Genomic DNA, 23,882 nt, shown 5'->3' with positions numbered 1-23,882 from the left:
AAAAAAGCCCACTAAACAGTGGGCTTTTTATTGCAGCGACAAAACTTCAATAATCATTTTTCCTCTACTTTAAACTCTTCGACTACCACCTTTTGCTCCTCTGGTACTCCACTCTCTTTAATTCGGAACGACAAAGAACCTTCAATCAAGTTAGCTGTTAATGAAGATGAAAATTTTTTCAATTCAATTTCACCTGTACCACGAACGCCGAAGAGTCCCTCCAGCGTTCCCACTCCCCAGGTTGCGGATACCGTCGACTCACTTTCTTTTATTTCGATGGGATACGTTCCAGTAGTTAATTTACTACTGCACTTCAGTTGCAAAACTGGTGCTTCTTCACCATCGTTTCCAAAATAAGCGAGCAAAGCAAATTTTTCCCCTTTAGGGAAAAACCTAAAAGAAGTGGTATGAAGTGTTACCACCTGACCACCTATATGATGTTGCACCGTCATTGAACCAACAGGCTGCTTTGAACTATTCATATCATTCGTCCCATAAAAAATTGAATTTCATATTTACCTTGCACAATAACGTTAGGGAAAATCCGCAATCAGAACAACTGTCATATCTGACAGGTCCAGCAACAATTAAAGATGGTTGGATTTAATATTTAGATCGAAATATTCTAAATGTCAGTCATCTATCTTGCGTTCGATAATCGCCCAAAACCCGCTTTTGCCAATTGAACCCTCCAGTTAATTCCCCGCACCATTTGCCCTACAAAACCAATAACAACAGGTTCGACACCATGCTCCCGCGCCCTGCTCCATCCGGCTGATCGCCGCCGCTCGCCCCCTGATTCCATTGAATTCCTGCGCCTCAGAAACGGCCGCAGCGTCCCCGTTCGCCCAAAAAAACAAGAGAGACCCGAGAACATGACAACGTCCCCTGCGCCCTACGCACTTCCCGGCCTGATCGCCCTCGCCCTGGCCGGCGTCGCGCTGCCCGCCGCGGCTGAAGAAGCCGGTTTCATCGAAGGGGCCAAGGTCAACCTGAACCTGCGCAACTTCTACATCAACCGTAACTTCACCAACCCGACCAAGGCTCAGGGCAAGGCTGAAGAGTGGACGCAGAACTTCATCCTCGACGCCAAGTCCGGCTTCACCCAGGGCACCGTCGGGTTCGGCATCGATGTACTGGGGTTGTATTCGGTGAAGCTCGATGGCGGCAAAGGCACGGGCGGCACGCAACTGTTGCCGCTCGATCGTGACGGGCGCCCCGCGGACAACTTCGGCCGCACCAACGTCGCGTTCAAGGCAAAGCTGTCGCAGACCGAAGTGAAGGTCGGCGAGTGGATGCCGGTGCTGCCGATCCTGCGTTCGGACGACGGTCGCTCCCTGCCGCAGACCTTTCGCGGCGGGCAGATCACCTCGAAGGAAATCGACGGCTTGACTCTCTACGGCGGCCAGTTCCGCGCCAACAGCCCCCGTGACGACAGCAGCATGAGCGACATGTCGATGACCGGCAAAGCCGCTTTCACCTCCGATCGCTTCAACTTCCAGGGCGGCGAATACGTGTTCAACGACAAGCGCACCCAGATCGGCCTGTGGAACGCCGAGCTCAAGGACATCTACAGCCAGCAATACGTCAACCTGATTCACAGCCAGCCGGTCGGCGACTGGACCCTGGGCGCCAACCTCGGTTTCTTCTACGGCAAGGACGACGGCAGTGCCCGTGCCGGCGACCTCGACAACAAGACCTGGTCGGGCATGTTCTCGGCGCGATACGGCGGCAACACCTTCTACGTCGGCCTGCAAAAGCTCACCGGCGACAGCGCCTGGATGCGCGTCAACGGCACCAGCGGCGGCACTCTGGCCAACGACAGCTACAACGCAAGCTACGACAACGCACAGGAACGTTCCTGGCAACTGCGCCACGATTACAACTTCGCCGCCCTCGGCGTGCCCGGCCTGACCCTGATGAACCGCTACATCAGCGGCGACAACGTGCACACCGGCACCATCACTGACGGCAAGGAATGGGGCCGCGAATCGGAACTGGGCTACACCGTACAAAGCGGCGCGCTCAAGAACCTGAACGTCAGATGGCGCAACTCGACCATGCGTCGTGACTTCAGCAACAACGAGTTCGACGAAAACCGTCTGATCGTCAGCTATCCGATCAGCCTGCTCTAGGCCGCCTGTCCGAATGGCTGGCGTTGCACCAGCCATCATCTAGAGTGGAAAAACCTGAAGGACTCAGGTGCTCCACCCTCTTCGCTTCCGTTATCTGTTGATGTAGGTCCTCAAGACTTGGCCAGGTTGTCATCGGAAGACCCTGCTGATCACCGGAGGACCACCTCATGATCACCCGACTCAAACCGGCTCCCGTCGACAAGGACTGGGATGCCAAGGCGTACCAGCAGTTTTCCCGTCTCAGGCAACAACCGGTCGATGAGTTGCTCGGTCGTGTCGACCTGGACAATCCTCAACGCATTTATGACCTCGGTTGCGGGACCGGGATTGCCACGAAGGTTCTGGCAGATCGCTGGCCGCTGGCAAACCTCAAAGGCATCGACAGTTCGCAGGACATGCTTCAGGTCGCCCGTTGCCTGCCGATCAAGGCGCGCTGGCAACACGCCGACCTGCAACGCTGGAAACCCCGCAAGCCGGCCGACCTGTTGTTCGCCGCAGCCGTGCTGCACTTCATCGATGACCATCGAATGCTGTTGCCGGGATTGCTCCGCCACCTCAACCCTGGCGGTTGTCTGGCCGCGCACATGCCGGACTGGCGCGATGCGCTGTGGTACCGGCTGATGCTCGACACCCTCGACGATGCCGGCCCCGGTGGCAAACCGTTGGGCAGCCCACAACTGCGCGAGCGCATGGCGGCCCGGCCGTTATTGTCGCTGGAGGATTACTACCGTTTGCTTGCGCCACTGACCCGGTCGCTGGATATCTGGGAAACCGAGCAGTTGCAGGTGGTCGACGGCAAGTCGCCGGTATATGACTGGGTGAAGGTGTCGGCGCTACGACCGGTGATGCTGGGGCTGACGTCAGAGGAACAGGCGCGCTTCATTTATCACTACCTGATGCGGGTGCATGCGCATTATCCGCAGGAGGAAAACGGCCATACGTTGTTTGCGTTCAAGCGGATTTTCATTGTCGCCAAGGTGTGAGGTTCGAAGGATCGCAGTCTTCAACTGGTTGCGATCCCCTGAATTCAACGATTACTCGCGTGATTCGGTGCCCAGCTCATCCCAAACCGACTCGGCCAGATGAAACGTCGCATTCGCCGCCGGAATCCCGCAGTAGATCGCGCTCTGCATGATCACTTCCTTGATCTCGCCGCGACTCACGCCATTGTTGGCCGCCGCCCGCAAGTGCAACTTGAGTTCACCTTCGCGGTTCATGCCGATCAGCATGGCGATGGTGATCAGGCTGCGGGTGTGACGCGGCAGGCCCGGGCGAGTCCAGATATCGCCCCAGGCGTGACGGGTGATCATCTCCTGGAATTCCGAGTTGAACTCGGTCAGCGTGGTCAGGCTGCGATCGACATGAGCGTCGCCGAGCACCGCGCGGCGCACTTGCATGCCGTCGTCGTAACGTTGTTTCTCGTCCACGGGAATCCCCTCAATCGGCCAGCAAAAAGGTCAGCACACGGTCGCTGAACGCGTCGCCGGCCTGAACGTTGGAAAGGTGCGCCGCATAAAACTCGGCGTACTCGGCACCGCGCACGTGCTCCTGAATGAAATGCCCGCCGGACGGTGGCGTCACTGCATCTTCGGTACCGGCGATCACCAGCAGCGGCGTCGTGATCGACGACAACTGCTCACGGAAATCCGCATCGCGTACCGCCGCGCAGTTGGCGGCGTAACCTTCAGGATGGGTCGCGGCCAGCATGTCGGTGATCTGCTTGGCCGCCGCCGGATGGGCGGCGGAAAAATCCGGAGTAAACCAGCGGGCAATCGACGCATCACGCAGCGCGACCATCGCCGCCGGGCCGTCGCGCAGCACGGTTTCGATGCGCGGATTCCACACCGACGGGTCGCCGATTTTCGCCGCCGTGTTGCACACGATCAGTTTGTTCAGCCGCTGGCCGGCGTTGATCCCCAGCCACTGGCCGATCAGGCCGCCCATCGACAGACCGCAGAAATGCGCGCGTTCGATATGCAGCGCATCCAGCAGCGCCAGCACGTCGCGGCCCAGTTGCTCGATGCTGTAAGGGCCCGGAGTCACCAGCGACTGGCCGTGACCGCGCGTATCAAAACGCAGCACCCGGAAATGTTCGGTGAAGGCCGGCATCTGCACGTCCCACATGTGCAGGTCGGTGCCCAGCGAGTTCGACAACACCAGCACCGGCGCATCGACCGGGCCTTCCAATGTGTAATGCAGTTCGCCATCGGCGAGTTGAACGAAAGCCACAGCCCTCTCCTTTCAATCAGACAATGCGTTGTGTTCGGCCACTGCCCGCTCGACCCAGACCTGCGCCTGACCAAGGTAGTGGGCGGGATCAAGCAGATGATCCAGTTCGGTAGCACTCAGTTCGGCGGTTACCTGCGGTTCGTCACCGAGTACCGCACGCAGTTGCCGCTGTTCGGCCACCGCCCGTTTGCAGCATTGCTCGAGCAGATGATGCGCGGTATCGCGGCCGACCCGTTGCGCGAGCACAATGCTCACCGCTTCGGCCAGCACCAGGCCTTGGGTCAGTTCCAGATTACGGGCCATGCGCGCGGCATCGACTTCCAGACCGTCGGCCAGCAGCCGGGCCTGTTTCAGCGCGCCGGACACCAGGCAGCAGATTTCCGGCAGGGTTTCCCATTCGGCGTGCCACAGGCCAAGGCTGCGTTCGTGCTCCTGAGGCATGGCGCTGAACAGCGTCGACACCAGCCCCGGCACCCGCGTCGCCGCGCCGATCAACACCGCCGCGCCCACCGGATTGCGTTTGTGCGGCATGGTCGAGGAACCGCCCTTGCCCGGCGCCGAGGGTTCGAACACTTCCGCCGCTTCGGTCTGCATCAACAGGCTGATGTCGCGGCCGAATTTGCCGAGGCTGCCGGCGATCAGCCCAAGCACAGCGCCAAATTCGACGATGCGATCACGCTGGGTATGCCAAGGCTGTTCCGGCAAAGTCAGTTGCAGTTCTTCGGCCAGCGCCCGGGCAATCGGCAACGCCTGCTCGCCGAGCGCGGCGAGGGTGCCGGACGCGCCGCCAAATTGCAGCACCAGCAACCGTGGCTTGAGTTCGCGCAGACGCTGCCGGCTGCGGGTCACGGCGCCGAGCCAGCCGGCGATCTTCATGCCGAGCGTCACCGGCGTCGCATGTTGCAGCCAGGTGCGCCCGGCCAGCGGTATCGCGGCGTGGCGCTGCGCCTGACTGGCGAGGGAGTCGGCCAGTTGCGCCAGCTCCCCTTCAATCAACTCCAGCGCCTGACGCAATTGCAGCACCAGCCCGGAATCCATCACATCCTGGCTGGTAGCGCCCAGATGCACGTAGCGCTCGGCTTCGGCATCGGTTGCGGCGATCTGTTTGCCCAACGCCTTGACCAGCGGAATCGCCGAATTGCCGGCCGTGGCAATCGCCTCGCCCAACGCTGCAAAATCAAACAACCCGGCGCGGCAGGCGTTTTCGATCGACGCCACAACACTCGCCGGAATCAACCCGACCCGCGCTTCGGCGCGGGCCAGCGCCGCTTCGAAGTCGAGCATCGCCTGCACCCGGCCCTGATCACAGAACACGTCGCGCATATCGCGGGCAGTAAAGTAGGCATCGAACAATTGATTGCCCGGTCGCTGAGTCATAAACAGTCCTTGCCGGCGCGGGCCGATGTGGCCCGCGCGCATCGGTTTTAAAGGTCGTGGTGCAAATACTTCGCTTCTTTGGGCAGGCGCAGGCTGAACAGGAACGCCACGGCCATCATGATCGTGACATACCAGTAGAACGCGTTTTCCATCCCTCCAGCCTTGAGGCTCAGGGCGACGTATTCTGCCGAACCGCCGAAGATCGCGTTGGCCACCGCATACGCCAGGCCGACGCCGAGGGCGCGGACTTCCGGCGGGAACATTTCGGCTTTAACCAGGCCGCTGATCGAGGTGTAGAAACTGACGATCGCCAGCGCCAGAGTAATCAACACGAAGGCCAGGAACGGGCTGCCGACACTTTTCAGACTGAGCAGGATCGGCACCGTGAACAGCGTACCGAGGCCGCCGAACCAGAGCATCGAGTTACGTCGGCCGATCTTGTCGGCGAGCATGCCGAACAGCGGCTGCATGCACATGTACAGGAACAGCGCGCCGGTCATGATGTAACTGGCCGTCTTGGCGTGCATGCCGGCGGTGTTCACCAGGTATTTCTGCATATACGTGGTGAAGGTGTAGAAAATCAGCGAGCCGCCGGCGGTGTAACCGAGCACGGTGATGAACGCGGCCTTGTGGTCGCGCAACAGCGCACTGATGCTGCCGGCGTCCTTGTGCTCACGCGTTTCCTTGTTGGTAGTTTCTTTCAGCGTGCGTCGCAGGAACAACGAAATAAGCGCCGCCACCGCCCCGACCACGAATGGAATCCGCCAGCCGTAGGCACGCAATTCTTCTTCGGACAGGAACTGTTGCAGGATCACCACCAGCAGCACCGCCAGCAGTTGCCCGCCGATCAGGGTCACGTACTGGAACGAGGCGAAGAACCCGCGCTGGCCCTTGAGCGCGACTTCGCTCATGTAGGTCGCCGTGGTGCCGTACTCACCGCCCACCGACAGGCCTTGCAGCAGACGCGCGAACAACAGCAGCAACGGCGCCCAGACGCCGATGTCCTTGTAAGTTGGCAGACAGGCAATCAGCAACGAGCCGAAGCACATCATCAGGATCGAAATCAGCATCGAGTTCTTGCGCCCGTGCTTGTCCGCCACCCGACCGAATATCCAGCCGCCGATCGGTCGCATCAGGAACCCGGCGGCGAATACGCCTGCCGTGTTTACCAGTTGCACCGTGGGGTTGTCGGAGGGGAAGAACGCCGGGGCGAAATAGATCGCGCAGAAGGCGTAGACGTAGAAGTCGAACCATTCGACGAGGTTGCCGGACGACGCGCCGACAATGGCAAAGATGCGCTTGCTGCGCTCTTCACCGGTGTAATGGGAGGTGAGGGTTGTCATTGTTTTTCACTCGATAGGGACAGTGAGAGTCTAGACACACTTCGCAACAGTCCCGTTCCACATTGGATCACCAACCAGACCCGATCTCTGATCGTTCCCACGCTCCGCGTGGGAATGCCGCCATGGACGCTCTGCGTCCACTGTGACGCGGAGCGTCACGGTATGCATTCCCACGCAGAGCGTGGGAACGATCAGTATCCGGTTCAATAATCGAAGAACACGGTTTCCGCATCAGTGCCCTGCAGGATCACATTCCACTGATAAACACCCGCTGCATCCGGCTTCGCCAGCAACGTGGCGCGGCGCTCGGCCGGTACGCATTCGAGCAGCGGGTCATTGACGTTCGCCGGATCGCCTTCGAAATAAATCCGCGTCAGCAAGTGCTTCACCAGACCGCGCGCGAACACCAGCACCACCAGATGCGGCGCCTGGGTCGTGCCCTTCAGGCCTTCGACCGTGCCCGGCTTGATCGTGGTGAAACGGAAGCGCCCTTCGGCATCCACCGGCACCCGGCCGAAGCCTTCGAAATTCGGGTCGAGCGGTTTGGCCTGCTCGTCTTCCGGGTGATCGTATTTGCCGGCGGCGTTGGCCTGCCAGACTTCGAGCATGGCGTCGTTGACGACATCGCCGTTGCCATCCACCACTTGCCCGCTGATCGCCACGCGCTGGCCGAGGGTCAGTTCATTGGCGAGGTGCTCACGGTTCAGCCAGGTCAGGCCGATGTGGTAATACGGCCCGACGGTGTGGGACGTGGTCGCAGTCAGGGTCATCTCATTTCTCCATCGGCGTGGCTTCGCGGCCGCGCAGCACGATGTCCCAGCGATAAGCGAGGGCGTAGGACGGAATGGTTTTTTCCAGATCGAAAGCGGCGATCAGGCGTTCCTTGGCCGAGGTGTCCGTCACGCAGTTATAGATCGGGTCGTACGCCAGCAGCGGATCGCCCGGGAAATACATCTGCGTGACCAGGCGCGTCAGAATGCTCGGCCCGAACAGCGAAAAATGTACGTGCGCCGGGCGCCAGGCGTTGTGGTGATTGCCCCATGGATAAGCGCCGGGCTTGATGGTCTGGAACTGATACCAGCCGTCCGCATCCGTCACGGTGCGGCCGGTGCCGGTGAAGTTCGGGTCCAGCGGCGCGTCGTGCAGGTCGCGGGCATGGTTGTAGCGACCGGCGGCGTTGGCCTGCCAGATCTCCACCAGAATTCCCGGCACCGGCAGACCGTCTTCGTCGAGCACACGCCCGTGAATGATGATCCGCTCGCCCAATGGCTCACCTGGATGCTGGGCGGTCAGATCGTTGTCAGTGTCGGCCACACGCTCGGCACCGATGGTCGGGCCGGTGATTTCCGACAGCGAATGCGGCAGAAACACCAACGGCTTGGACGGCGAGCGCAGATTGGTGGATTGATAGGTCGGATGCAGGTACGGCGGCTGGGTGCCTTCCTGCGGGCGGCGGTAACCAGGCTTGTCAGTCATTTCGCTTTCCTCTGTTCTTTTTCGTCACGGCTTGCGTCAGACGCGTTCGATGGCCAGGGCCAGACCCTGGCCGACACCGACGCACATGGTCGCCAGACCTTTCTTGCCACCGGTCTTTTCCAGCTGATGCAGTGCGGTCAGCACCAGTCGCGCGCCGCTCATGCCCAACGGATGACCCAAGGCAATCGCGCCGCCGTTCGGGTTGACCTGGGCCGCGTCGTCCGCCAGCCCCAGTTCGCGCAGCACCGCCAGACCCTGGCTGGCAAAAGCTTCGTTGAGTTCGATCACATCGAAGTCGCTGACCGCCACGCCGAGACGCTCGGTGAGCTTGCGCACCGCCGGCACCGGGCCGATGCCCATCACCCGTGGAGCGACCCCGGCGCTGGCCATGCCCAGCACTTTGGCGCGGGCAGTCAAACCGTGTTTTTTCACCGCTTCCGCCGAGGCCAGAATCAGCGCGGCGGCACCGTCGTTGACGCCCGAAGCGTTGCCGGCGGTGACGGTCTTGTCCGGGCCGTTGACCGGTTTCAGTTTGCTCAACGCTTCAAGCGTGGTGTCGGCGCGAGGGTGTTCGTCCTGGCTGACCACGGTTTCGCCCTTCTTGTGGGCGATGCGCACTTCGACGATTTCCTCGGCGAAGTAGCCGGCAGCCTGGGCAGCGGCAGTACGTTGCTGGCTGCGCAGCGCGAAAGCGTCCTGGTCCTCGCGGGAAATTTCGTAATCGTCGGCGACGTTGTCGGCGGTCTGCGGCATCGCATCCACGCCGTACTGGGCCTTCATCAACGGGTTGATGAAACGCCAGCCGATGGTGGTGTCTTCCAGCTTCATGTTGCGCGAGAACGCCGCATCAGCCTTGCCCATCACGAACGGCGCGCGGGACATCGACTCGACGCCGCCGGCAATCGCCAGCTCCATTTCGCCACTGGCGATGGCGCGGAACGCCGTGCCAACGGCGTCCATGCCCGACGCGCAAAGACGGTTGAGGGTGACGCCCGGCACGCTTTCCGGCAGACCGGCCAGCAGCAGTGCCATGCGCGCGACGTTGCGGTTGTCTTCGCCGGCCTGGTTGGCGCAGCCGAGGAATACTTCGTCGATGGCGCTCCAGTCCACCGACGGATTGCGCTCCATCAGGGCCTTGATCGGCACGGCGGCCAGGTCGTCAGCGCGAACCGCCGCCAGACCGCCACCGAAACGACCGATGGGCGTACGAATCGCATCGCAGATATAAATGTCGCGCATCATGCTTCTCCCGGTGCTTGGCCGTGGGCCGCTGCGGTACGGGCTTCGAGATCGCGCAGGGCGGTCAGCTCGACTTCGGTCGGTTCAGTAGTGGTGGCCACGCTGTCGGCAAAACGAATGGCCCAACCGGTAGCGGCGACCACTTGCTCACGGGTCACGCCCGGGTGCAGCGCGGTGACCACGAACTCGTTGGTGCCCTCTTCCGGCTCCATGATGCACAGGTCGGTGATGATCCCGACCGGGCCAGCGCCTGGCAGGCCCAGACGTTTGCGCGAATCACCGCCCTCGCCATGGCCGACCGAGGTGATGAAATCGAGCTTGTCGACAAACGAACGCGCCGACTGCTTGAGGATGATCAACACGCTTTTGGCGGAGCCGGCAATTTCCGGCGCGCCACCGGCACCCGGCAAACGGACCTTCGGCTGGTGATAGTCGCCAACCACGGTGGTGTTGATGTTGCCGAAACGGTCGACCTGCGCTGCGCCGAGGAAACCGACGTCGATGCGCCCGCCCTGCAGCCAGTAGCGAAAAATCTCTCCGGTGGGCACGACGGTGTCAGCAGTTTCCGCCAGTTCGCCGTCACCGATCGACAGTGGCAATACGCTGGGTTTGGCGCCGATCGGGCCCGACTCGTAGATCAGCACCACGTCCGGCGACGAGGTCAGGCGCGCCAGGTTGGCGGCTTTCGACGGCAGGCCGATGCCGACGAAGCACACCGAGCCGTTCTTCAGGCGACGGGCCGCGGCGACGGTCATCATTTCATTGGTGGTGTAAGTCATTACTTGGCCTCCGAAGCAGCGGCCAACTTGGCCTGGAACTCGCTGAAGTCAGCGCAGCCATGGATGTATTCGTTGATCCACGCGGTGAACGTCTCACGGTCGCGGGCGATCGGATCCCACGCCTGATAGAAGCGATTGTCACGCTCGGTGTAACCGTGGGCGTAGGACGGATGCGCGCCACCGGGTACATGGCAGACTGCGCTCAAGGCCCAGGTCGGCAGTACGCAGGCGTTCATCGGCGCGTTGAGGTTGTCGACGATTTCTTCGACGGTGACGATGCAACGCTTGGCGGCCAGTGCGGCCTCTTTCTGCACACCGAGAATGCCCCACAGCAGCACGTTGCCCTGACGGTCGGCCTTCTGGGCGTGGATCACGGTCACGTCCGGACGCACCGACGGCACCGCCGCCAGCACTTCGCCGGTGAACGGACAAGTCACGGATTTGATCAGCGGGTTGACCTTCGGCAGGTCGGAACCGGCGTAGGCCCGCAGCACTGCGAACGGTAGGCCGGAGGCGCCGGCGACGTAGGCGTTGGCCAGGTCGGCGTGGCTGTGCTCTTCGATTTCCAGGGCGTGCGGCCATTGTTTCTCGACCGCGTCGCGCAGACGGTGCAGCGAACCTACGCCAGGGTTGCCGCCCCAGGAGAAGATCAGCTTGCGTGCACAGCCGGCGCCGATCAGTTGGTCGTAGATCAGGTCAGGCGTCATCCGCACCAGGGTCAGATCTTTCTTGCCCTGACGAATGATTTCATGACCCGCCGCCGTAGGGATCAGGTGAGTGAAGCCTTCGAGCGCGACGGTGTCGCCGTCGTTGACGAATTGCTTCACCGCGTCGTGCAGCGAAAGGATCTCAGCCATGGAGCGGGCTCCCGTTTTTGTAATGAATCGCCAGTGAATAAAAAGGCGCGAGGTTCTGCGCCGGAGTCACTGAAGATTAAGCCGCTGATTTTCGTCAAACAATCCGATAATCGACTGAGTGTTCGTTTATCGAACAGATTGTTATCAACCTATCTTTCCGTCACTGATCGTTCCCACGCTCTGCGTGGGAATGCAGCCCGGGACGCTCCGCGTTCCTTCGGGATCCCAACGTGGAGCCACCGCTGAGGCCAGTTCGACGTGGGAACGATCCTGCAATAAAACTCAAGTCGCGTCCGCGTGACTGACCAGGCCCTTGATCACGACCGCTGCCGTAGCCAGGCCCGCCGGAATCACCAGCGCTGTCAGCACTTGCTCGAAATTCCAGCCCAGGCCCAACAGGGTGGCGCCCATCCACGCCCCGAGAATCGCGCCGAAGCGGCCGATCCCGAGCATCCACGAGACACCGGTCGCGCGGCCCTGAGTCGGATAAAACCGCGCCGCCAGTGAGGGCATCGCCGATTGCGCGCCGTTGACGCACATGCCCGCCACCAGCACCAGCGTCGCCAGCAACGTGATGTTGCCCAGACTCTGCCCCACCGCGTAGGCAAACACCCCGGCCAGCAGGTAGAAAATGCCGATGACCTTGTGCGGATTGAACCGGTCCATCGCCCAGCCTACGCCGACCGCGCTCAACACCCCGCCGAACTGAAACAGCGCGCCGATAAACGCTGCCTGCTCCATGCTCGCGCCGCTGTCGCGCATCAGGGTCGGCAGCCAACTGGTCAACAGATAAACGATCACCAGACCCATGAAGTAGGTCAGCCACAGCAGCAACGTACCGACGCTGTAGGTGCCGGAGAAAATCACCGCAAACACGTTGCGTGCTTTGACGGTTTTCTGTTCCGGCACGCTGAAACTCGCGGCCTGAGCGACGGTGGCAGGATCAATGGGTGCGAGAGTCTTGCGTACCTTGTCGGTGCCACGATTCCGCACTACCAGATAACGCGCCGATTCCGGCAACCAGAGCAGCAACACCACAGCGAGGATCAGAGGCAGAATCCCGCCGATCAGCAATAGACTGTGCCAGCCAAATGCCGGGATCAGCTTGGCCGAAATAAATCCGCCGCCGGCCATGCCGAGGTTGAAGCCGCAGAACATGCTGGTCACCAGCAACGACTTCTTGCGCTCCGGGGTGTATTCCGACAGCAGCGTGGTAGCGTTCGGCATGCCGGCCCCCAGCCCCAGACCGGTGAGGAAGCGCAGCACCAGCAACTGATCGACGTTGGTCGCGTAGGCCGAGGCCAGGCTGAAACCACCGAACAGAAAAACCGCGCCGACCAGTACGACTTTTCGCCCGAAGCGGTCAGCCAGCGGACCGGAGCCCAGCGCACCGAAGACCATGCCGATCAGCGCGGCGCTCATCACCGGGCCGAGGCTGGCGCGGTCGATGCCCCAGTCCTGGGAAAGCGCCGGAGCAATAAAACCCATGGCCGCGGTGTCGAGGCCATCGAGGAACACAATCAGGAAACACAGGATCACGACGCGCCACTGATAGCGCGAGATCGGTTGGGCATTGATGAAGGACTGCACATCGAGGCAGTGACCTACAGCGGACTGAGGCTGGTTCATTATTTTTATTCCACGCAAAAAACGCAGTCGAACGGCGGCCGGCCAGAGAGCGGCACGGTCACAACTATATAAGGAAGAAATCGGGCGTTGCGCTAATACCGGCAACAGGAACAGGAGCGGCGACAGTCGGGGAACGTGCGCATGGGAAGTTGCCTCTTGTCATTATTATGGGAGTCGACAATCCGGCGGGCTCATTCACATTCGCGCCGGATGACGCTGCCGCGACATTAATGATCCGAGGGTTTTAGCGTCAATTCGATAAACGCAACTCTGTGCGTTTATCGAACAGGTTCATCAGGCGAACAACTGCGCACTGAGGTCACGACTGGCGCTCAACAGGCCGGGCAGAAAGCGCTGCTCAAGTTCGGTGCGGCTGACGCGACCGGCGTGAGTGCTGACATTGAGCGCGGCCACCACCTGGCCGGAAGCATCGTAGACCGGCACGGCAATCGAACGCAGGCCTTGCTCCAGTTCCTGATCGACGATGCACCAGCCCTGCTGCCGGACTTCCTGCAAACATTCGAGCAAGGCGTCGGGGGTGTGAATCGTGCGGCTGGTCTTGGCCACCAGTTCGGCGTGGTCGAGGTATTCGCGCAGCGAGGTGTCGTCCAGCGCTGCCAGCAGAATCCGTCCCATGGACGTGCAATACGCCGGCAAACGCCCGCCCACCGAGAGGTCCACCGAAATCAGACGCTGAGTGGTTGCCGAACGGGCGATGTAGAGGATGTCGTCGCCCTCCAGTGTGGCCATGTTGCAGGCTTCGTGCAGTTGCTCGCTCATGCGATCAAGGTACGGCTGGGCCGAGACCGCCAGCGGTGTCGAGGACAGATAGGCGTGTCCGAGGGTCAGCACTTTGGGCAGAAGTGAATAAGTGCGCCCGTCGGTGGTGGCGTAGCCGAGTTTGATCAGTGTGTGCAGGCAACGGCGCACGGCGGCGCGGGGAATTTCCGTGCGGTGGCTGATCTGGGCGATGGTCAGGTGGCGCTTGCGCTCCTGAAACGCCTGCACCACCGCCAGGCCACGGGCCAGTGAGGTCATGAAATCCGGATCGCCGGTCAGGGCCTGGATACGCTTGGCCGGCGAAGCGACGATCGGCGGCGCTACCGAGGTGAAGGAATTGCGCATTTGATCGTTCATGTGGTTCCTTTTTTTCTTGTTCGGATCAACGGCTATACAAGCGGCTCGCCGGCAGATACACAAGCGACAGACCGCCAACATCGGGCGATTATCGAACCGTCGACCGATAATCGCAATCGCCCTGACCTCCTCCGGCGGGCTGCTCCGAGGAGTTTTGAACCTGGAACGCCTGCATAGTTAACGAGCCTTAGTTGTCCGACTAAATGGCGCCAGAAATCAAACACTGCGCAACAAAGATGCAACTATTGCCGGAAGTTGCACGTCACAAAACAATCACACATGCGCAAACGTTTTTAACTTGGCAAAGATAGTCAATCCCGAATCGGCCGCTATAATGCACCTCAGTGACACCGCGCTTTTTATTTGCCGACGGTGCCACCCGCTGGCGCGATGTCCATCGCCGCCAGCCCCGGCCAGCGCCTGATGCTCATTGCTCATGCACCGCCAGCGCGCTCGCTGAAACAGGAAACTGATGCTGCGTCAGTTTTAATCTGGTGCCGTAGCCGCCTGCAACATGGAAGTCCCGGCCGTCTTCCCGATAACACCGCTGCCTGTCCAGGCAAGCGTTGGTCGACGAACCGGTTAAATGCTTCATGCAGTGCGTTCACCGGATATTTATCTCAACTCATACAGGTAGCACTGTGACGAAAGACGAACTGCGCGCGGAACTTGAGCGCCAGGAACAACGTTACAAGGAAGTTTACGGCGGGGAAGTCACCACCTACGCCGCCCAGCCCGAACCGGAACGCAAAGCCTGGCGTAAACGCCCTACCGTTCAGGATCAGGTCTTCCAGCAAGAACTGAAAAAAATGGAAGAGGAACTCAAAGCCGAAGAGCCTTGAAACCGTTCTTTGCATCTTTCGAGGGTAAGCGTACTCACCGGGTTACAAGCACGGTGGACTGACGATGCCTTGCGCGCCCGCTACCCGCGGGCAGCGGCCAATTCCCCCTGTATTGCGCAGGTCTGGAGTGTGTCAGACGCGTTTCTCAGATATTTCATACAAGTTTCAGCCTCCTCCCGACAACCGGCCAATTCGCCTACGCCTCGCATTTTTATCAATTGAATCAATGGCTTGCAAAACCCTGCAGAAAGCTGGGGTAATGCACCTTGATACAAATTAATTTGGCGAAGTCGGTAACCGATGAGCAGGTAGGGGATCGATTTCCAGTCTTTTCTGGCATAATCGCGCCCCCTTATGACCGGGTCAGAAAACCTTCATGATCGATTTATTCAGCGGACTGGATGCCTGGGTGCTTGTGAGCCTCCTGCTCGCCCTGACATTTGTCCTCGCCTTCGAGTTCATCAATGGATTTCATGACACCGCTAACGCGGTAGCCACTGTTATCTACACCAAAGCGATGCCGCCTCACCTGGCGGTGTTCTTCTCGGGCGTGTTCAACTTCCTCGGCGTATTGCTGGGCGGCGTTGGCGTGGCGTATGCCATCGTGCACCTGCTGCCCGTAGAACTGTTGATCAACGTAAACACCGGCCATGGTCTGGCAATGGTGTTCTCGCTGCTCGCCGCCGCGATCGCCTGGAACCTGGGCACCTGGTACTTCGGTATCCCGGCCTCCAGTTCGCACACGCTGATCGGTTCGATCCTCGGTGTCGGCCTGGCCAACGCCCTGATCAACGAAATTCCACTGGCCGACGGCGTCAACTGGCAGAAAGCGATCGATATCGGCGCCTCGCTGGTGTTCTCGCCGATGGCGGGCTTCCTGATCGCCGCGCTGGTGCTGATCGGCCTGAAATGGTGGCGCCCGCTGTCGAAGATGCACAAGACGCCGGAACAGCGCCGCAAGATCGACGACAAGAAGCACCCGCCGTTCTGGAACCGTCTGGTCCTGGTGATCTCGGCCATGGCCGTAAGCTTCGTGCACGGTTCCAACGACGGTCAGAAAGGTATCGGCCTGATCATGCTGGTACTGATCGGTATCGTGCCTGCGCAGTTCGTCCTCGACCTGAACAGCACCACCTACCAGATCGAGCGTACTCGTGACGCGACCCTGCATCTGAGCCAGTTCTACAAGCGCAACGCCGACACCCTGGGCGAGTTCCTGGCGCTGGGCAAAAGCGTGGAAGGCGACCTGCCGGAGAAATTCCGTTGCAACCCGCAACAGACCGAACCGACCATCGCCGCCCTGCTCGACACCCTTAAAGGTGTAGCGGACTACCACTCGCTGTCCTCGGAAAGCCGCATCGAAGTGCGTCGTTACCTGCTCTGCCTGGACGACACTGCGAAGAAGGTCAGCAAACTGCCAGGCCTGGCCCCGCGTGAGAAATCCGACCTGGACAAGCTGCGCAAAGACCTGACCACCACCACCGAATACGCCCCGTTCTGGGTGATTCTGGCGGTCGCCCTGGCCTTGGGCCTGGGCACCATGGTCGGCTGGAAACGCGTGGTACTGACCATCGGCGAGAAGATCGGCAAGCAAGGCATGACCTACTCGCAAGGCATGTCGGCCCAGATCACCACCGCCAGCCTGATCGGCCTGGCCAACATCTTCAGCCTGCCGGTTTCCACCACCCACGTCCTTTCCTCGGGCGTGGCCGGCACCATGGTCGCCAACAAAAGCGGCCTGCAAGGCGGCACGGTGAAAACCATCCTGCTGGCCTGGGTCCTGACCCTGCCGGCCACCGTCGCCCTGTCGGCCGGCCTGTTCTGGCTGGCGTCGAAAGCGCTGGGTAGCTGATAGACAGCTGTAATGAAAAAGGCGTGATTCGCAAGGATCACGCCTTTTTTATTGCTTCCAGAAATGGGACGCGGAGCGTACCGGGCGGCATTCCCACGCAGAGCGTGGGGAACGATCAAAGCAAAAGCAGTCCGCCAGCCGCAACACCCGAAAAACCGATATTCACAAAAAACACTCAAAGCATGGTCGGCCAAAAGGCCGCCAGGAAGACAAAAAAAAGGGCAACCGAAGTTGCCCAAAATGCCTTGCGTGCTCATCAAATCCAGAAGAATCAACGCTTCTTGCGCTTGTTCGCATCCTTCCAGATAAAAAATCCAAACCCTGCAAAAAACAGAACCATCAGGCCCACAGTCAGGACCCCGGCGAACACCACGTTATCGAAAAACATGACTGGCCTCCTGGCCCCTGCTCTGCTGCGATGGAACCAAGTTAACCAATCAGGCAGGCGCAGGAATTGACCGGGATCAATGCCGGTCACCGCACGGAGGAAAGGAAGGGAAATAACTGACCTGCATCAAAGGATGCAGGGGAGATCAACGCTTTTTCGGTTTGTTTTTTGGCTTTTTCTTCGGCTTGCCCAACGGCATGGCCTGCTCGAAAGCCTGGCGTACCTCATTCAGGCGCTTCTCGTTGAGGTCATGGATACGCTTGGCGCGTTCAGTGTTGAGGTCGATCAGCTTGTCGTCTTGGCTCATGGCGTTCGGTGCATCGCTTGGACTGAATCACAACTGCCGGTTCACCGACAGGACTGCGCCAATAATGCGGCCTGACGCAGGCGCTGACCAGCCACTGACCTAAACGCTGTACAACAATTCATGTACCGCCCACCGGATTTGCCCGCACAATCGGCGCTTTGCCGTTAATAAGAAGGATCTGCGTCGTGCCCCTGCATCAGGATCTGCCCCCGCTGATGGCCTTGCGCGCTTTTGAAGCCGTGGCCCGTCATTTGAGTTTCATCAAGGCTGCCGATGAGCTGTCGGTGACCCAAAGCGCGATCAGCCATCAGGTGCATAAACTCGAAGAATTCCTCGATCAGCGACTGTTCGTGCGCCGCACCCGGGCGATCGATCTGACACCTGCCGGCGAACAGTATTACCGGCAAATCCAACCGGCCCTGGCCGCGATTGCCGCCGCCACCCACGAACTGCGCGGAGAGCGCCCCACCACTCTGCGCATCGGTCTGCTCGCCTCCTTCGCCACTTTATGGCTGGCACCACGTCTTGCGGACTTCCACGCGAAATACCCGAACATCCATGTCGAGCTGCTGCCCGCCGTGCAACTGGCCGACGTCGACGCCGGCGAGGTGGATCTGGCGATCCGCTATGGCAAGGGCGGCTGGGCGAGAGTCGAGGCCCGCCGGTTCATGGGCGAAACCCTGACACCGGTGTGCAGCCCGGACTTCAAGGCCAAAGGCGTGAACAACGGGCCCTTGCTGATGGCCAAATCGCACCAGCCGTTCGAATGGATCGACTGGCAGCAACACAGCGGCATCGATCTGGCTCATGTGCCCAGCGTCATGCTCCACGACTACAACATCGTCGTCGAAGCGGCCGTGGCCGGTCAGGGCATTGCCATGGGTCGCCAGCGAATGATCGAACGACGAATCAAGGAAGGCGCCCTGGTGCCGGCCTTCGACACGCCGCCGATGCTCGGCGATATCGGCTATTGGCTGGTCACCCCGCAACGCCCGCCCACACCGGCGGCGCAAAGCTTCTGCCAGTGGCTGGAGGAAACCGCGAACGCGTGAATTTTTTGGATACGTCGGATTAAATCTATCCGTTTGTCGCCCTTCCCTCGGGACAACATGCTGAAGCCTTCACTCAGGAGGACTTCCCATGACCGATTCCCTCAGCCAACGTGTTCAACAACTCGGCCTGCGCCTGCCCGAACCGAGCCAGCCGATCGCCAATTACGTCAACCACGTGGTCAGCCAGAACCAGCTGTTCATCTCCGGACAGATTCCGTTGCTCGACGGCAAACCTGCGTTCATCGGGCGACTGGGCGAAGCGATCTCCGAGGAAGAAGGTGCCAACGCCGCCGAATTGGCGGCCCTGGGGCTGCTCGCCCAATTGAGCCATTCGCTGGGTGACGACCTGTCGAAACTGGTGCGCATCCTGCGCCTCGGGGTTTTCGTCGCCGCCGCACCGGACTTCAAGGCTCAGGGCGTCGTTGCCAACGGCGCCTCGAATCTGCTGGTCAACGCTCTCGGCGACAAGGGCCGTCACGTGCGCACCGCAGTCGGCGTGTCGAGCCTGCCGGCCGGCGTGGCGGTGGAAATCGACGCGATTTTCGAGATCAAGCCGTGAACATCGACGACCTCACGCACCTGCGCGCCGCCACACCCGGCTGCGCCCAGGTGATCCACTTCAACCACGCCGGCGCCTCGCTGCCAAGCCAGGCTACCCTCGACGCAGTGATCGAACAGTTGCAACGCGAAGCGCTCGGCGGGCCAATGGAATCGGCAGACAACCGGGTACAGGAACGCGCGCGCAATGCGGCCGCCGCCCTGCTCAACGCCGAACCCGAGGACATCGCCTTCGCCAGCAGCGGCTCGGCAGCCTGGAGTCAGGCGTTCAACGCACTGGGGCCGTGGCAGCCCGGGGAACGAATTCTGGTGGGCCGCCATGAATGGGCCGGCAATCTGGCATGCATGGCCGAAGCGGTGAAGGCCGGCGCGCGGCTTGAAGTGATTCCTTGTGACGCCCATGGTGCGGTCGACCCGCAAGCTCTGGCGCAGATGATCGACGGCCAGGTACGGCTGATCGCACTCACCTGGCTGCCGGCCAACGGCGGCCTGATCAATCCCGCCGCGCAGATCGGCCGCGTGGCGCGGCGCCACGGCATCCCTTATTTCATCGATGCCGGTCAGGCGCTGGGGCAGTTGCCCTGTGACGTTCAGGCTTTGCAGTGCGACATGCTCAAGGGTGCCGGACGCAAGTTTCTGCGCGGCCCGCGCGGCACGGCGCTGATGTACATCCGGCCGGCATTTTTGCAACGGCTGCTCCCCGTGCAACGCGATGTATTGTCGGCGCCGTGGGACGGCAGACGATTCACCCTGCGCGACGACGCGCGCCGCTTTGAAACCAGTGAAGTATCGCTGGCCCTGCTGGCCGGGCTGGCCAATGCGCTGGAAGAGTACAACCGCCTCGGCGCAATCCCGGTTCGCCAGCGGATCGAACAACTGAGCAGCGAATTGCGCCAACGCCTCAAGGCGATTCCCGGCCTGACGCTGCGGGATCTCGGAGCGACCCATCAACAATCCGGGCTGATCGCCTTCACGCTGGAAGGCTGGGACAGCGTGGCGTTGAAGCAGACATTGGCCGAACGGCGAATCAACATCGGTGCCAATGACGTGGCCTACACGCCGCTGGACATGCAGGCGCGCGGGCTGACAAATATCGCGCGGGTGGCGGTGAGCTATTTGAACACGCAGGAAGAGATCGACGTGTTGCTGGAAAACCTGACGGAATTGGCCGCCCGGCCTCAGATTTCGATGTCGACCCAAAGCCCCTGACGCGGCTGATCTTCCATCAGCGGTGCCACCGGCACGGTGTTGTCGGCATTCAGTTCGGTACCGGGCACGGCGAGATGCGCTTCGGGGTCATCGTCGGCTTCGCGGCGCCGGCGATCGCGCTCTTGCTGGCGGCGCTGCTCTTCGCGCAGCAGATAGCCATCCTCTTCCGGATCGCGCTTTTGCAGGTCGATGGTGCTTTCGTTGGAGCTTTCCTGCACCGGCACCACAGGGGGAATATCCGGTCGCTGGCGGATCGGATCCTGCTGGGAGGTGATCGGCACGGCGCTCAGGGGGAGCATCGGTGGCAGCATATGAAGGGTCTCCTGTCAGCAGGTTATCGGCGGCGCCCAGGGTGCCTTGAGCCATCGGTCGCAAACTTGTGACCGGTTTGGCACTCAGGGGTGCCGCAACATCCCGTAAAACCGATGCATGACCTAATCTTCCCTGCAATTGGCCGATTGCGTTTAAAAGCCGGGCCGAGGCTCCTTATCCTTTGGCCTCGGGCCCTCATTCCGTTAAGATAGCCCGCTTTTTCAAGGTGGGAGTCAGGCAGCATGGCGCAGCAGTATCAACCGGGGCAACGCTGGATCAGTGACAGCGAAGCAGAGCTTGGTTTAGGCACCGTTCTGGCACAGGATGGCCGCTTGTTGACCGTGCTTTACCCGGCCACTGGCGAGACTCGCCAGTACGCGCTACGGAATGCGCCCCTCACCCGCGTGCGGTTCTCGCCCGGCGATTCGATCACGCACTTCGAAGGCTGGAAGATGACTGTCCAGCAAGTCGACGACGTCGACGGCCTGATGGTCTACCACGGCCTCAACGCGCAGAACGAAGCCGTCACCCTGCCGGAAACCCAGCTGTCGAACTTCATTCAGTTCCGTCTGGCCAGCGACCGCCTGTTCGCCGGCCAGATCGACCCGCTGGCGTGGTTCTCCCTGCGCTATCACACCCTGGAACACACCAGCCGCCAGTTGCAGTCTGCGCTCTGGGGCCTGGGTGGCGTGCGTGCACAACCGATCGCCCACCAGTTGCACATTGCCCGTGAAGTCGCCGACCGCATTGCGCCGCGTGTATTGCTGGCGGACGAAGTGGGTCTGGGCAAGACCATCGAAGCCGGTCTGGTGATCCATCGCCAGTTGCTGTCGGGCCGCGCCAACCGCGTGCTGATCCTCGTTCCGGAAAACCTCCAGCACCAATGGCTGGTGGAAATGCGCCGCCGTTTCAACCTGCAGGTCGCGCTGTTCGACGAAGAGCGTTTTATCGAAAGCGATGCCACCAACCCGTTCGAAGACACCCAACTGGCGCTGGTGGCGCTGGAGTGGCTGGTCGACGATGAAAAGGCGCAGGACGCCCTGTTCGCTGCCGGCTGGGACCTGATGGTGGTCGACGAAGCCCACCATCTGGTTTGGCATGAAGACAAAGTCAGCCCGGAATACTCGCTGGTCGAACAACTGGCCGAAGTCATTCCCGGCGTGCTGCTGCTCACCGCGACACCGGAACAACTCGGTCAGGACAGCCACTTCGCCCGTCTGCGCCTGCTCGATCCGAACCGTTTCCATGACCTGGCCGCCTTCCGCGCCGAGAGCGAAAACTATCGCCCGGTGGCCGAAGCCGTTCAGGAGCTGCTGGACAAGGGGCGCCTGTCGCCGGCCGCGCACAAGACCATCCACGGCTTCCTCGGCAACGAAGGTGAAGCCCTGCTCACCGCCGTCAACGATGGCGACAGCGAAGCCAGCGCCCGACTCGTGCGTGAACTGCTCGACCGCCACGGCACCGGCCGCGTGCTGTTCCGTAACACCCGCGCCGCCGTGCAGGGTTTCCCGGAGCGCAAACTGCACCCGTACCCGCTGCCGTGCCCGGACGAATACCTGGAACTGCCGCTGGGCGAACACGCCGAGCTGTACCCGGAAGTCAGTTTCCAGGCCCAGCCGGACGCCAGCGAAGAAGAACGCTGGTGGAAATTCGACCCGCGCGTCGAGTGGCTGATTGACCAGCTGAAAATGCTCAAGCGCACCAAAGTGCTGGTGATCTGCGCCCACGCCGAGACCGCGATGGACCTGGAAGACGCCCTGCGCGTGCGCTCCGGCATCCCGGCCACGGTGTTCCACGAAGGCATGAACATCCTCGAGCGTGACCGCGCCGCCGCCTACTTCGCCGACGAAGAGTTCGGCGCGCAGGTGCTGATCTGCTCGGAAATCGGCAGCGAAGGTCGCAACTTCCAGTTCGCCCACCACCTGGTGCTGTTCGATCTGCCGTCGCACCCGGACCTGCTGGAGCAGCGGATCGGTCGTCTGGACCGGATCGGCCAGAAGCACATCATCGAACTGCACGTGCCCTACCTGGAAACCAGCCCGCAAGAGCGCCTGTTCCAGTGGTACCACGAAGCGCTGAACGCGTTCCTCAACACCTGCCCGACCGGCAACGCCTTGCAGCATCAGTTCGGCCCGCGCCTGCTGCCGCTGCTCGAAGAAGCCGACGATGGCCAATGGCAAGCGCTGATCGACGAAGCGCGTACCGAGCGCGAGCGGCTGGAAGCCGAGCTGCACACTGGTCGCGACCGCCTGCTGGAACTCAACTCCGGCGGCGCCGGCGAAGGTGAAGCGCTGGTCGAGGCCATCCTCGAACAGGACGATCAGTTCGCCCTGCCGATCTACATGGAAACCCTGTTCGACGCCTTCGGTATCGACAGCGAAGACCATTCGGAAAACGCTCTGATCCTCAAGCCGAGCGAGAAGATGCTCGACGCCAGCTTCCCGCTGGGCGACGACGAAGGCGTGACCATCACCTACGACCGCAACCAGGCGCTGTCGCGCGAAGACATGCAGTTCATCACCTGGGAACATCCGATGGTACAGGGCGGCATGGATCTGGTGCTGTCCGGTTCGATGGGCAACACCGCCGTCGCGCTGATCAAGAACAAGGCGCTCAAACCAGGCACCGTACTGCTGGAACTGCTCTACGTCAGCGAAGTGGTTGCCCCGCGCTCGCTGCAACTGGGTCGCTACCTGCCGCCGGCCGCCCTGCGCTGCCTGCTCGACGCCAACGGCAACGACCTGTCGTCGCGTGTGGCCTTCGAAACCCTGAACGATCAACTGGAAAGCGTGCCGCGCGCCAGCGCGAACAAGTTCATCCAGGCCCAGCGCGACCAGCTGACGCCACGGATCAACGCCGGTGAAAGCAAGGTCGCCCCACGCCACGCCGAGCGCGTCGCCGAAGCCCGCCGCCGTCTGGCAGCCGACACCGACGAAGAACTGGCGCGCCTGACCGCGTTGCAAGCGGTCAACCCGACCGTGCGCGACAGCGAACTGGACGCCTTGCGCAAGCAGCGTGAACAAGGTCTGGCGATGCTCGACAAAGCGGCGCTGCGACTGGAAGCGATCCGGGTGCTGGTAGCGGGCTGAACCGCCCTGCTCCATCGCCAAAAATGAAAAGGCCCGCAGTGATGCCGGCCTTTTTTGTACACCGCAGATCGT

Annotated in this window: 24 protein-coding genes; 8 read left to right on the top strand and 16 right to left on the bottom strand. The window is 61.2% G+C overall.

Translation table 11 applies throughout. From position 1 onward, the window contains the following. Window positions 1-53 precede the first annotated feature (53 nt). Window positions 54-482, bottom strand: a complete 429-nt coding sequence (locus tag CAF79_RS28750) for a hypothetical protein (protein ID WP_139832571.1) — start codon at window positions 480-482, stop codon at window positions 54-56. 393 nt (window positions 483-875) lie between these two features. Between CAF79_RS28750 and CAF79_RS08590 the strand changes: the two genes are divergently transcribed. Together CAF79_RS08590 and CAF79_RS08585 are read left to right on the top strand one after the other, a co-directional pair. Beyond that, complete coding sequence (locus CAF79_RS08590; RefSeq protein WP_085697457.1) at window positions 876-2,135, top strand: OprD family porin; 1,260 nt, start codon at window positions 876-878, stop codon at window positions 2,133-2,135. Window positions 2,136-2,302: 167 nt separating this feature from the next. Beyond that, window positions 2,303-3,118 carry a methyltransferase domain-containing protein gene (locus tag CAF79_RS08585; protein ID WP_085697456.1) on the top strand — a complete coding sequence of 272 codons (816 nt, stop codon included), beginning with the start codon at window positions 2,303-2,305 and terminating at the stop codon, window positions 3,116-3,118. 51 nt (window positions 3,119-3,169) lie between these two features. On the opposite strand, the gene pcaC is transcribed toward CAF79_RS08585, so the two are convergent. From pcaC to CAF79_RS29120, 12 genes are all read right to left on the bottom strand, one after another. Beyond that, a complete protein-coding gene (gene pcaC / locus CAF79_RS08580) occupies window positions 3,170-3,562 on the bottom strand; it encodes a 4-carboxymuconolactone decarboxylase (protein ID WP_011332825.1) in 393 nt (130 codons plus the stop codon). A 10-nt stretch (window positions 3,563-3,572) separates the two neighbouring features. After that, window positions 3,573-4,364 (bottom strand): 3-oxoadipate enol-lactonase, encoded by a 792-nt coding sequence (gene pcaD, locus CAF79_RS08575; protein WP_085697455.1) that lies wholly within the window; start codon window positions 4,362-4,364, stop codon window positions 3,573-3,575. A 12-nt stretch (window positions 4,365-4,376) separates the two neighbouring features. Then, window positions 4,377-5,741, bottom strand: coding sequence for a 3-carboxy-cis,cis-muconate cycloisomerase (locus tag CAF79_RS08570; RefSeq protein WP_085697478.1), 1,365 nt, complete (start codon window positions 5,739-5,741; stop codon window positions 4,377-4,379). A gap of 47 nt (window positions 5,742-5,788) precedes the next feature. Further along, complete coding sequence (locus tag CAF79_RS08565; RefSeq protein ID WP_085697454.1) at window positions 5,789-7,084, bottom strand: MFS family transporter; 1,296 nt, start codon at window positions 7,082-7,084, stop codon at window positions 5,789-5,791. Between the two features lie 203 nt (window positions 7,085-7,287). Continuing rightward, entirely contained in the window at window positions 7,288-7,854 is a 567-nt protein-coding gene (pcaG, locus tag CAF79_RS08560; protein ID WP_085697453.1) for a protocatechuate 3,4-dioxygenase subunit alpha, read from the bottom strand. A 1-nt stretch (window position 7,855) separates the two neighbouring features. After that, window positions 7,856-8,560: a protocatechuate 3,4-dioxygenase subunit beta gene (gene pcaH / locus CAF79_RS08555; RefSeq protein WP_085697452.1), complete on the bottom strand. Its 705-nt coding sequence runs from the start codon at window positions 8,558-8,560 to the stop codon at window positions 7,856-7,858. A 36-nt stretch (window positions 8,561-8,596) separates the two neighbouring features. Continuing rightward, complete coding sequence (pcaF, locus tag CAF79_RS08550) at window positions 8,597-9,802, bottom strand: 3-oxoadipyl-CoA thiolase (RefSeq protein WP_170929712.1); 1,206 nt, start codon at window positions 9,800-9,802, stop codon at window positions 8,597-8,599. Further along, complete coding sequence (locus tag CAF79_RS08545) at window positions 9,799-10,578, bottom strand: CoA-transferase subunit beta (RefSeq protein WP_085697450.1); 780 nt, start codon at window positions 10,576-10,578, stop codon at window positions 9,799-9,801. The genes pcaF and CAF79_RS08545 overlap by 4 nt, the downstream gene beginning before the upstream one ends. Then, window positions 10,578-11,435 (bottom strand): CoA transferase subunit A, encoded by an 858-nt coding sequence (locus CAF79_RS08540; RefSeq protein ID WP_003222404.1) that lies wholly within the window; start codon window positions 11,433-11,435, stop codon window positions 10,578-10,580. Before CAF79_RS08540 ends, CAF79_RS08545 begins: the two co-directional genes overlap by 1 nt. A gap of 282 nt (window positions 11,436-11,717) precedes the next feature. Then, a complete protein-coding gene (locus CAF79_RS08535; RefSeq protein WP_085697449.1) occupies window positions 11,718-13,064 on the bottom strand; it encodes an MFS transporter in 1,347 nt (448 codons plus the stop codon). A 294-nt stretch (window positions 13,065-13,358) separates the two neighbouring features. Continuing rightward, entirely contained in the window at window positions 13,359-14,201 is an 843-nt protein-coding gene (gene pcaR / locus CAF79_RS08530) for a pca regulon transcriptional regulator PcaR (RefSeq protein WP_007917109.1), read from the bottom strand. Window positions 14,202-14,628: 427 nt separating this feature from the next. After that, window positions 14,629-14,796, bottom strand: a complete 168-nt coding sequence (locus tag CAF79_RS29120) for a hypothetical protein (protein ID WP_170929711.1) — start codon at window positions 14,794-14,796, stop codon at window positions 14,629-14,631. 46 nt (window positions 14,797-14,842) lie between these two features. Between CAF79_RS29120 and CAF79_RS08525 the strand changes: the two genes are divergently transcribed. Then, entirely contained in the window at window positions 14,843-15,043 is a 201-nt protein-coding gene (locus CAF79_RS08525; protein ID WP_007957826.1) for a hypothetical protein, read from the top strand. 376 nt (window positions 15,044-15,419) lie between these two features. Then, a complete protein-coding gene (locus CAF79_RS08520) occupies window positions 15,420-16,895 on the top strand; it encodes an inorganic phosphate transporter (RefSeq protein ID WP_085697448.1) in 1,476 nt (491 codons plus the stop codon). Window positions 16,896-17,166: 271 nt separating this feature from the next. Here CAF79_RS08520 and ccoM read toward each other — a convergent pair whose 3' ends face one another. After that, on the bottom strand, window positions 17,167-17,283 hold the full coding sequence (gene ccoM / locus CAF79_RS29600) for a cytochrome c oxidase subunit CcoM (protein ID WP_305880187.1): 117 nt from the start codon (window positions 17,281-17,283) through the stop codon (window positions 17,167-17,169). Between the two features lie 145 nt (window positions 17,284-17,428). Continuing rightward, entirely contained in the window at window positions 17,429-17,590 is a 162-nt protein-coding gene (locus tag CAF79_RS29115; protein WP_170929710.1) for a hypothetical protein, read from the bottom strand. 185 nt (window positions 17,591-17,775) lie between these two features. On the opposite strand from CAF79_RS29115, the gene CAF79_RS08515 reads away from it, so the two are divergent. The 3 genes from CAF79_RS08515 to CAF79_RS08505 all read left to right on the top strand — a co-directional run bounded on the left by CAF79_RS08515 (window position 17,776) and on the right by CAF79_RS08505 (window position 20,409). After that, window positions 17,776-18,642 carry a LysR substrate-binding domain-containing protein gene (locus CAF79_RS08515; RefSeq protein ID WP_085697447.1) on the top strand — a complete coding sequence of 289 codons (867 nt, stop codon included), beginning with the start codon at window positions 17,776-17,778 and terminating at the stop codon, window positions 18,640-18,642. Between the two features lie 88 nt (window positions 18,643-18,730). Next, window positions 18,731-19,201: a RidA family protein gene (locus CAF79_RS08510; RefSeq protein ID WP_085697446.1), complete on the top strand. Its 471-nt coding sequence runs from the start codon at window positions 18,731-18,733 to the stop codon at window positions 19,199-19,201. Beyond that, window positions 19,198-20,409, top strand: a complete 1,212-nt coding sequence (locus CAF79_RS08505; protein ID WP_085697445.1) for an aminotransferase class V-fold PLP-dependent enzyme — start codon at window positions 19,198-19,200, stop codon at window positions 20,407-20,409. The genes CAF79_RS08510 and CAF79_RS08505 overlap by 4 nt, the downstream gene beginning before the upstream one ends. On the opposite strand, the gene CAF79_RS08500 is transcribed toward CAF79_RS08505, so the two are convergent. Further along, complete coding sequence (locus CAF79_RS08500) at window positions 20,379-20,720, bottom strand: hypothetical protein (RefSeq protein ID WP_007959194.1); 342 nt, start codon at window positions 20,718-20,720, stop codon at window positions 20,379-20,381. The genes CAF79_RS08505 and CAF79_RS08500 overlap by 31 nt on opposite strands. Before the next feature lie 243 nt (window positions 20,721-20,963). On the opposite strand from CAF79_RS08500, the gene rapA reads away from it, so the two are divergent. Next, complete coding sequence (gene rapA, locus CAF79_RS08495) at window positions 20,964-23,810, top strand: RNA polymerase-associated protein RapA (protein ID WP_085697444.1); 2,847 nt, start codon at window positions 20,964-20,966, stop codon at window positions 23,808-23,810. Window positions 23,811-23,882 lie beyond the last annotated feature (72 nt).

The sequence above is a fragment of the Pseudomonas sp. B26(2017) genome (genome assembly GCF_002113045.1).
Taxonomy (GTDB): domain Bacteria; phylum Pseudomonadota; class Gammaproteobacteria; order Pseudomonadales; family Pseudomonadaceae; genus Aquipseudomonas.
This window is presented reverse-complemented; position numbering and strand designations above follow the sequence as displayed.

Excerpts from the sequence above, each read along its gene's own strand:
- CAF79_RS28750 (WP_139832571.1), bottom strand. The coding sequence starts at position 482 with ATGAATAGTTCAAAGCAGCCTGTTGGTTCAATGACGGTGCAACATCAT.
- CAF79_RS08590 (WP_085697457.1), top strand. The coding sequence starts at position 876 with ATGACAACGTCCCCTGCGCCCTACGCACTTCCCGGCCTGATCGCCCTC.
- CAF79_RS08585 (WP_085697456.1), top strand. The coding sequence starts at position 2,303 with ATGATCACCCGACTCAAACCGGCTCCCGTCGACAAGGACTGGGATGCC.
- CAF79_RS08570 (WP_085697478.1), bottom strand. The coding sequence starts at position 5,741 with ATGACTCAGCGACCGGGCAATCAATTGTTCGATGCCTACTTTACTGCC.
- CAF79_RS08565 (WP_085697454.1), bottom strand. The coding sequence starts at position 7,084 with ATGACAACCCTCACCTCCCATTACACCGGTGAAGAGCGCAGCAAGCGC.
- pcaG (WP_085697453.1), bottom strand. The coding sequence starts at position 7,854 with ATGACCCTGACTGCGACCACGTCCCACACCGTCGGGCCGTATTACCAC.
- pcaH (WP_085697452.1), bottom strand. The coding sequence starts at position 8,560 with ATGACTGACAAGCCTGGTTACCGCCGCCCGCAGGAAGGCACCCAGCCG.
- pcaF (WP_170929712.1), bottom strand. The coding sequence starts at position 9,802 with ATGATGCGCGACATTTATATCTGCGATGCGATTCGTACGCCCATCGGT.
- CAF79_RS08545 (WP_085697450.1), bottom strand. The coding sequence starts at position 10,578 with ATGACTTACACCACCAATGAAATGATGACCGTCGCCGCGGCCCGTCGC.
- CAF79_RS08540 (WP_003222404.1), bottom strand. The coding sequence starts at position 11,435 with ATGGCTGAGATCCTTTCGCTGCACGACGCGGTGAAGCAATTCGTCAAC.
- CAF79_RS08535 (WP_085697449.1), bottom strand. The coding sequence starts at position 13,064 with ATGAACCAGCCTCAGTCCGCTGTAGGTCACTGCCTCGATGTGCAGTCC.
- pcaR (WP_007917109.1), bottom strand. The coding sequence starts at position 14,201 with ATGAACGATCAAATGCGCAATTCCTTCACCTCGGTAGCGCCGCCGATC.
- CAF79_RS29120 (WP_170929711.1), bottom strand. The coding sequence starts at position 14,796 with ATGAAGCATTTAACCGGTTCGTCGACCAACGCTTGCCTGGACAGGCAG.
- CAF79_RS08520 (WP_085697448.1), top strand. The coding sequence starts at position 15,420 with ATGATCGATTTATTCAGCGGACTGGATGCCTGGGTGCTTGTGAGCCTC.
- ccoM (WP_305880187.1), bottom strand. The coding sequence starts at position 17,283 with ATGTTTTTCGATAACGTGGTGTTCGCCGGGGTCCTGACTGTGGGCCTG.
- CAF79_RS29115 (WP_170929710.1), bottom strand. The coding sequence starts at position 17,590 with ATGAGCCAAGACGACAAGCTGATCGACCTCAACACTGAACGCGCCAAG.
- CAF79_RS08510 (WP_085697446.1), top strand. The coding sequence starts at position 18,731 with ATGACCGATTCCCTCAGCCAACGTGTTCAACAACTCGGCCTGCGCCTG.
- CAF79_RS08500 (WP_007959194.1), bottom strand. The coding sequence starts at position 20,720 with ATGCTGCCACCGATGCTCCCCCTGAGCGCCGTGCCGATCACCTCCCAG.
- rapA (WP_085697444.1), top strand. The coding sequence starts at position 20,964 with ATGGCGCAGCAGTATCAACCGGGGCAACGCTGGATCAGTGACAGCGAA.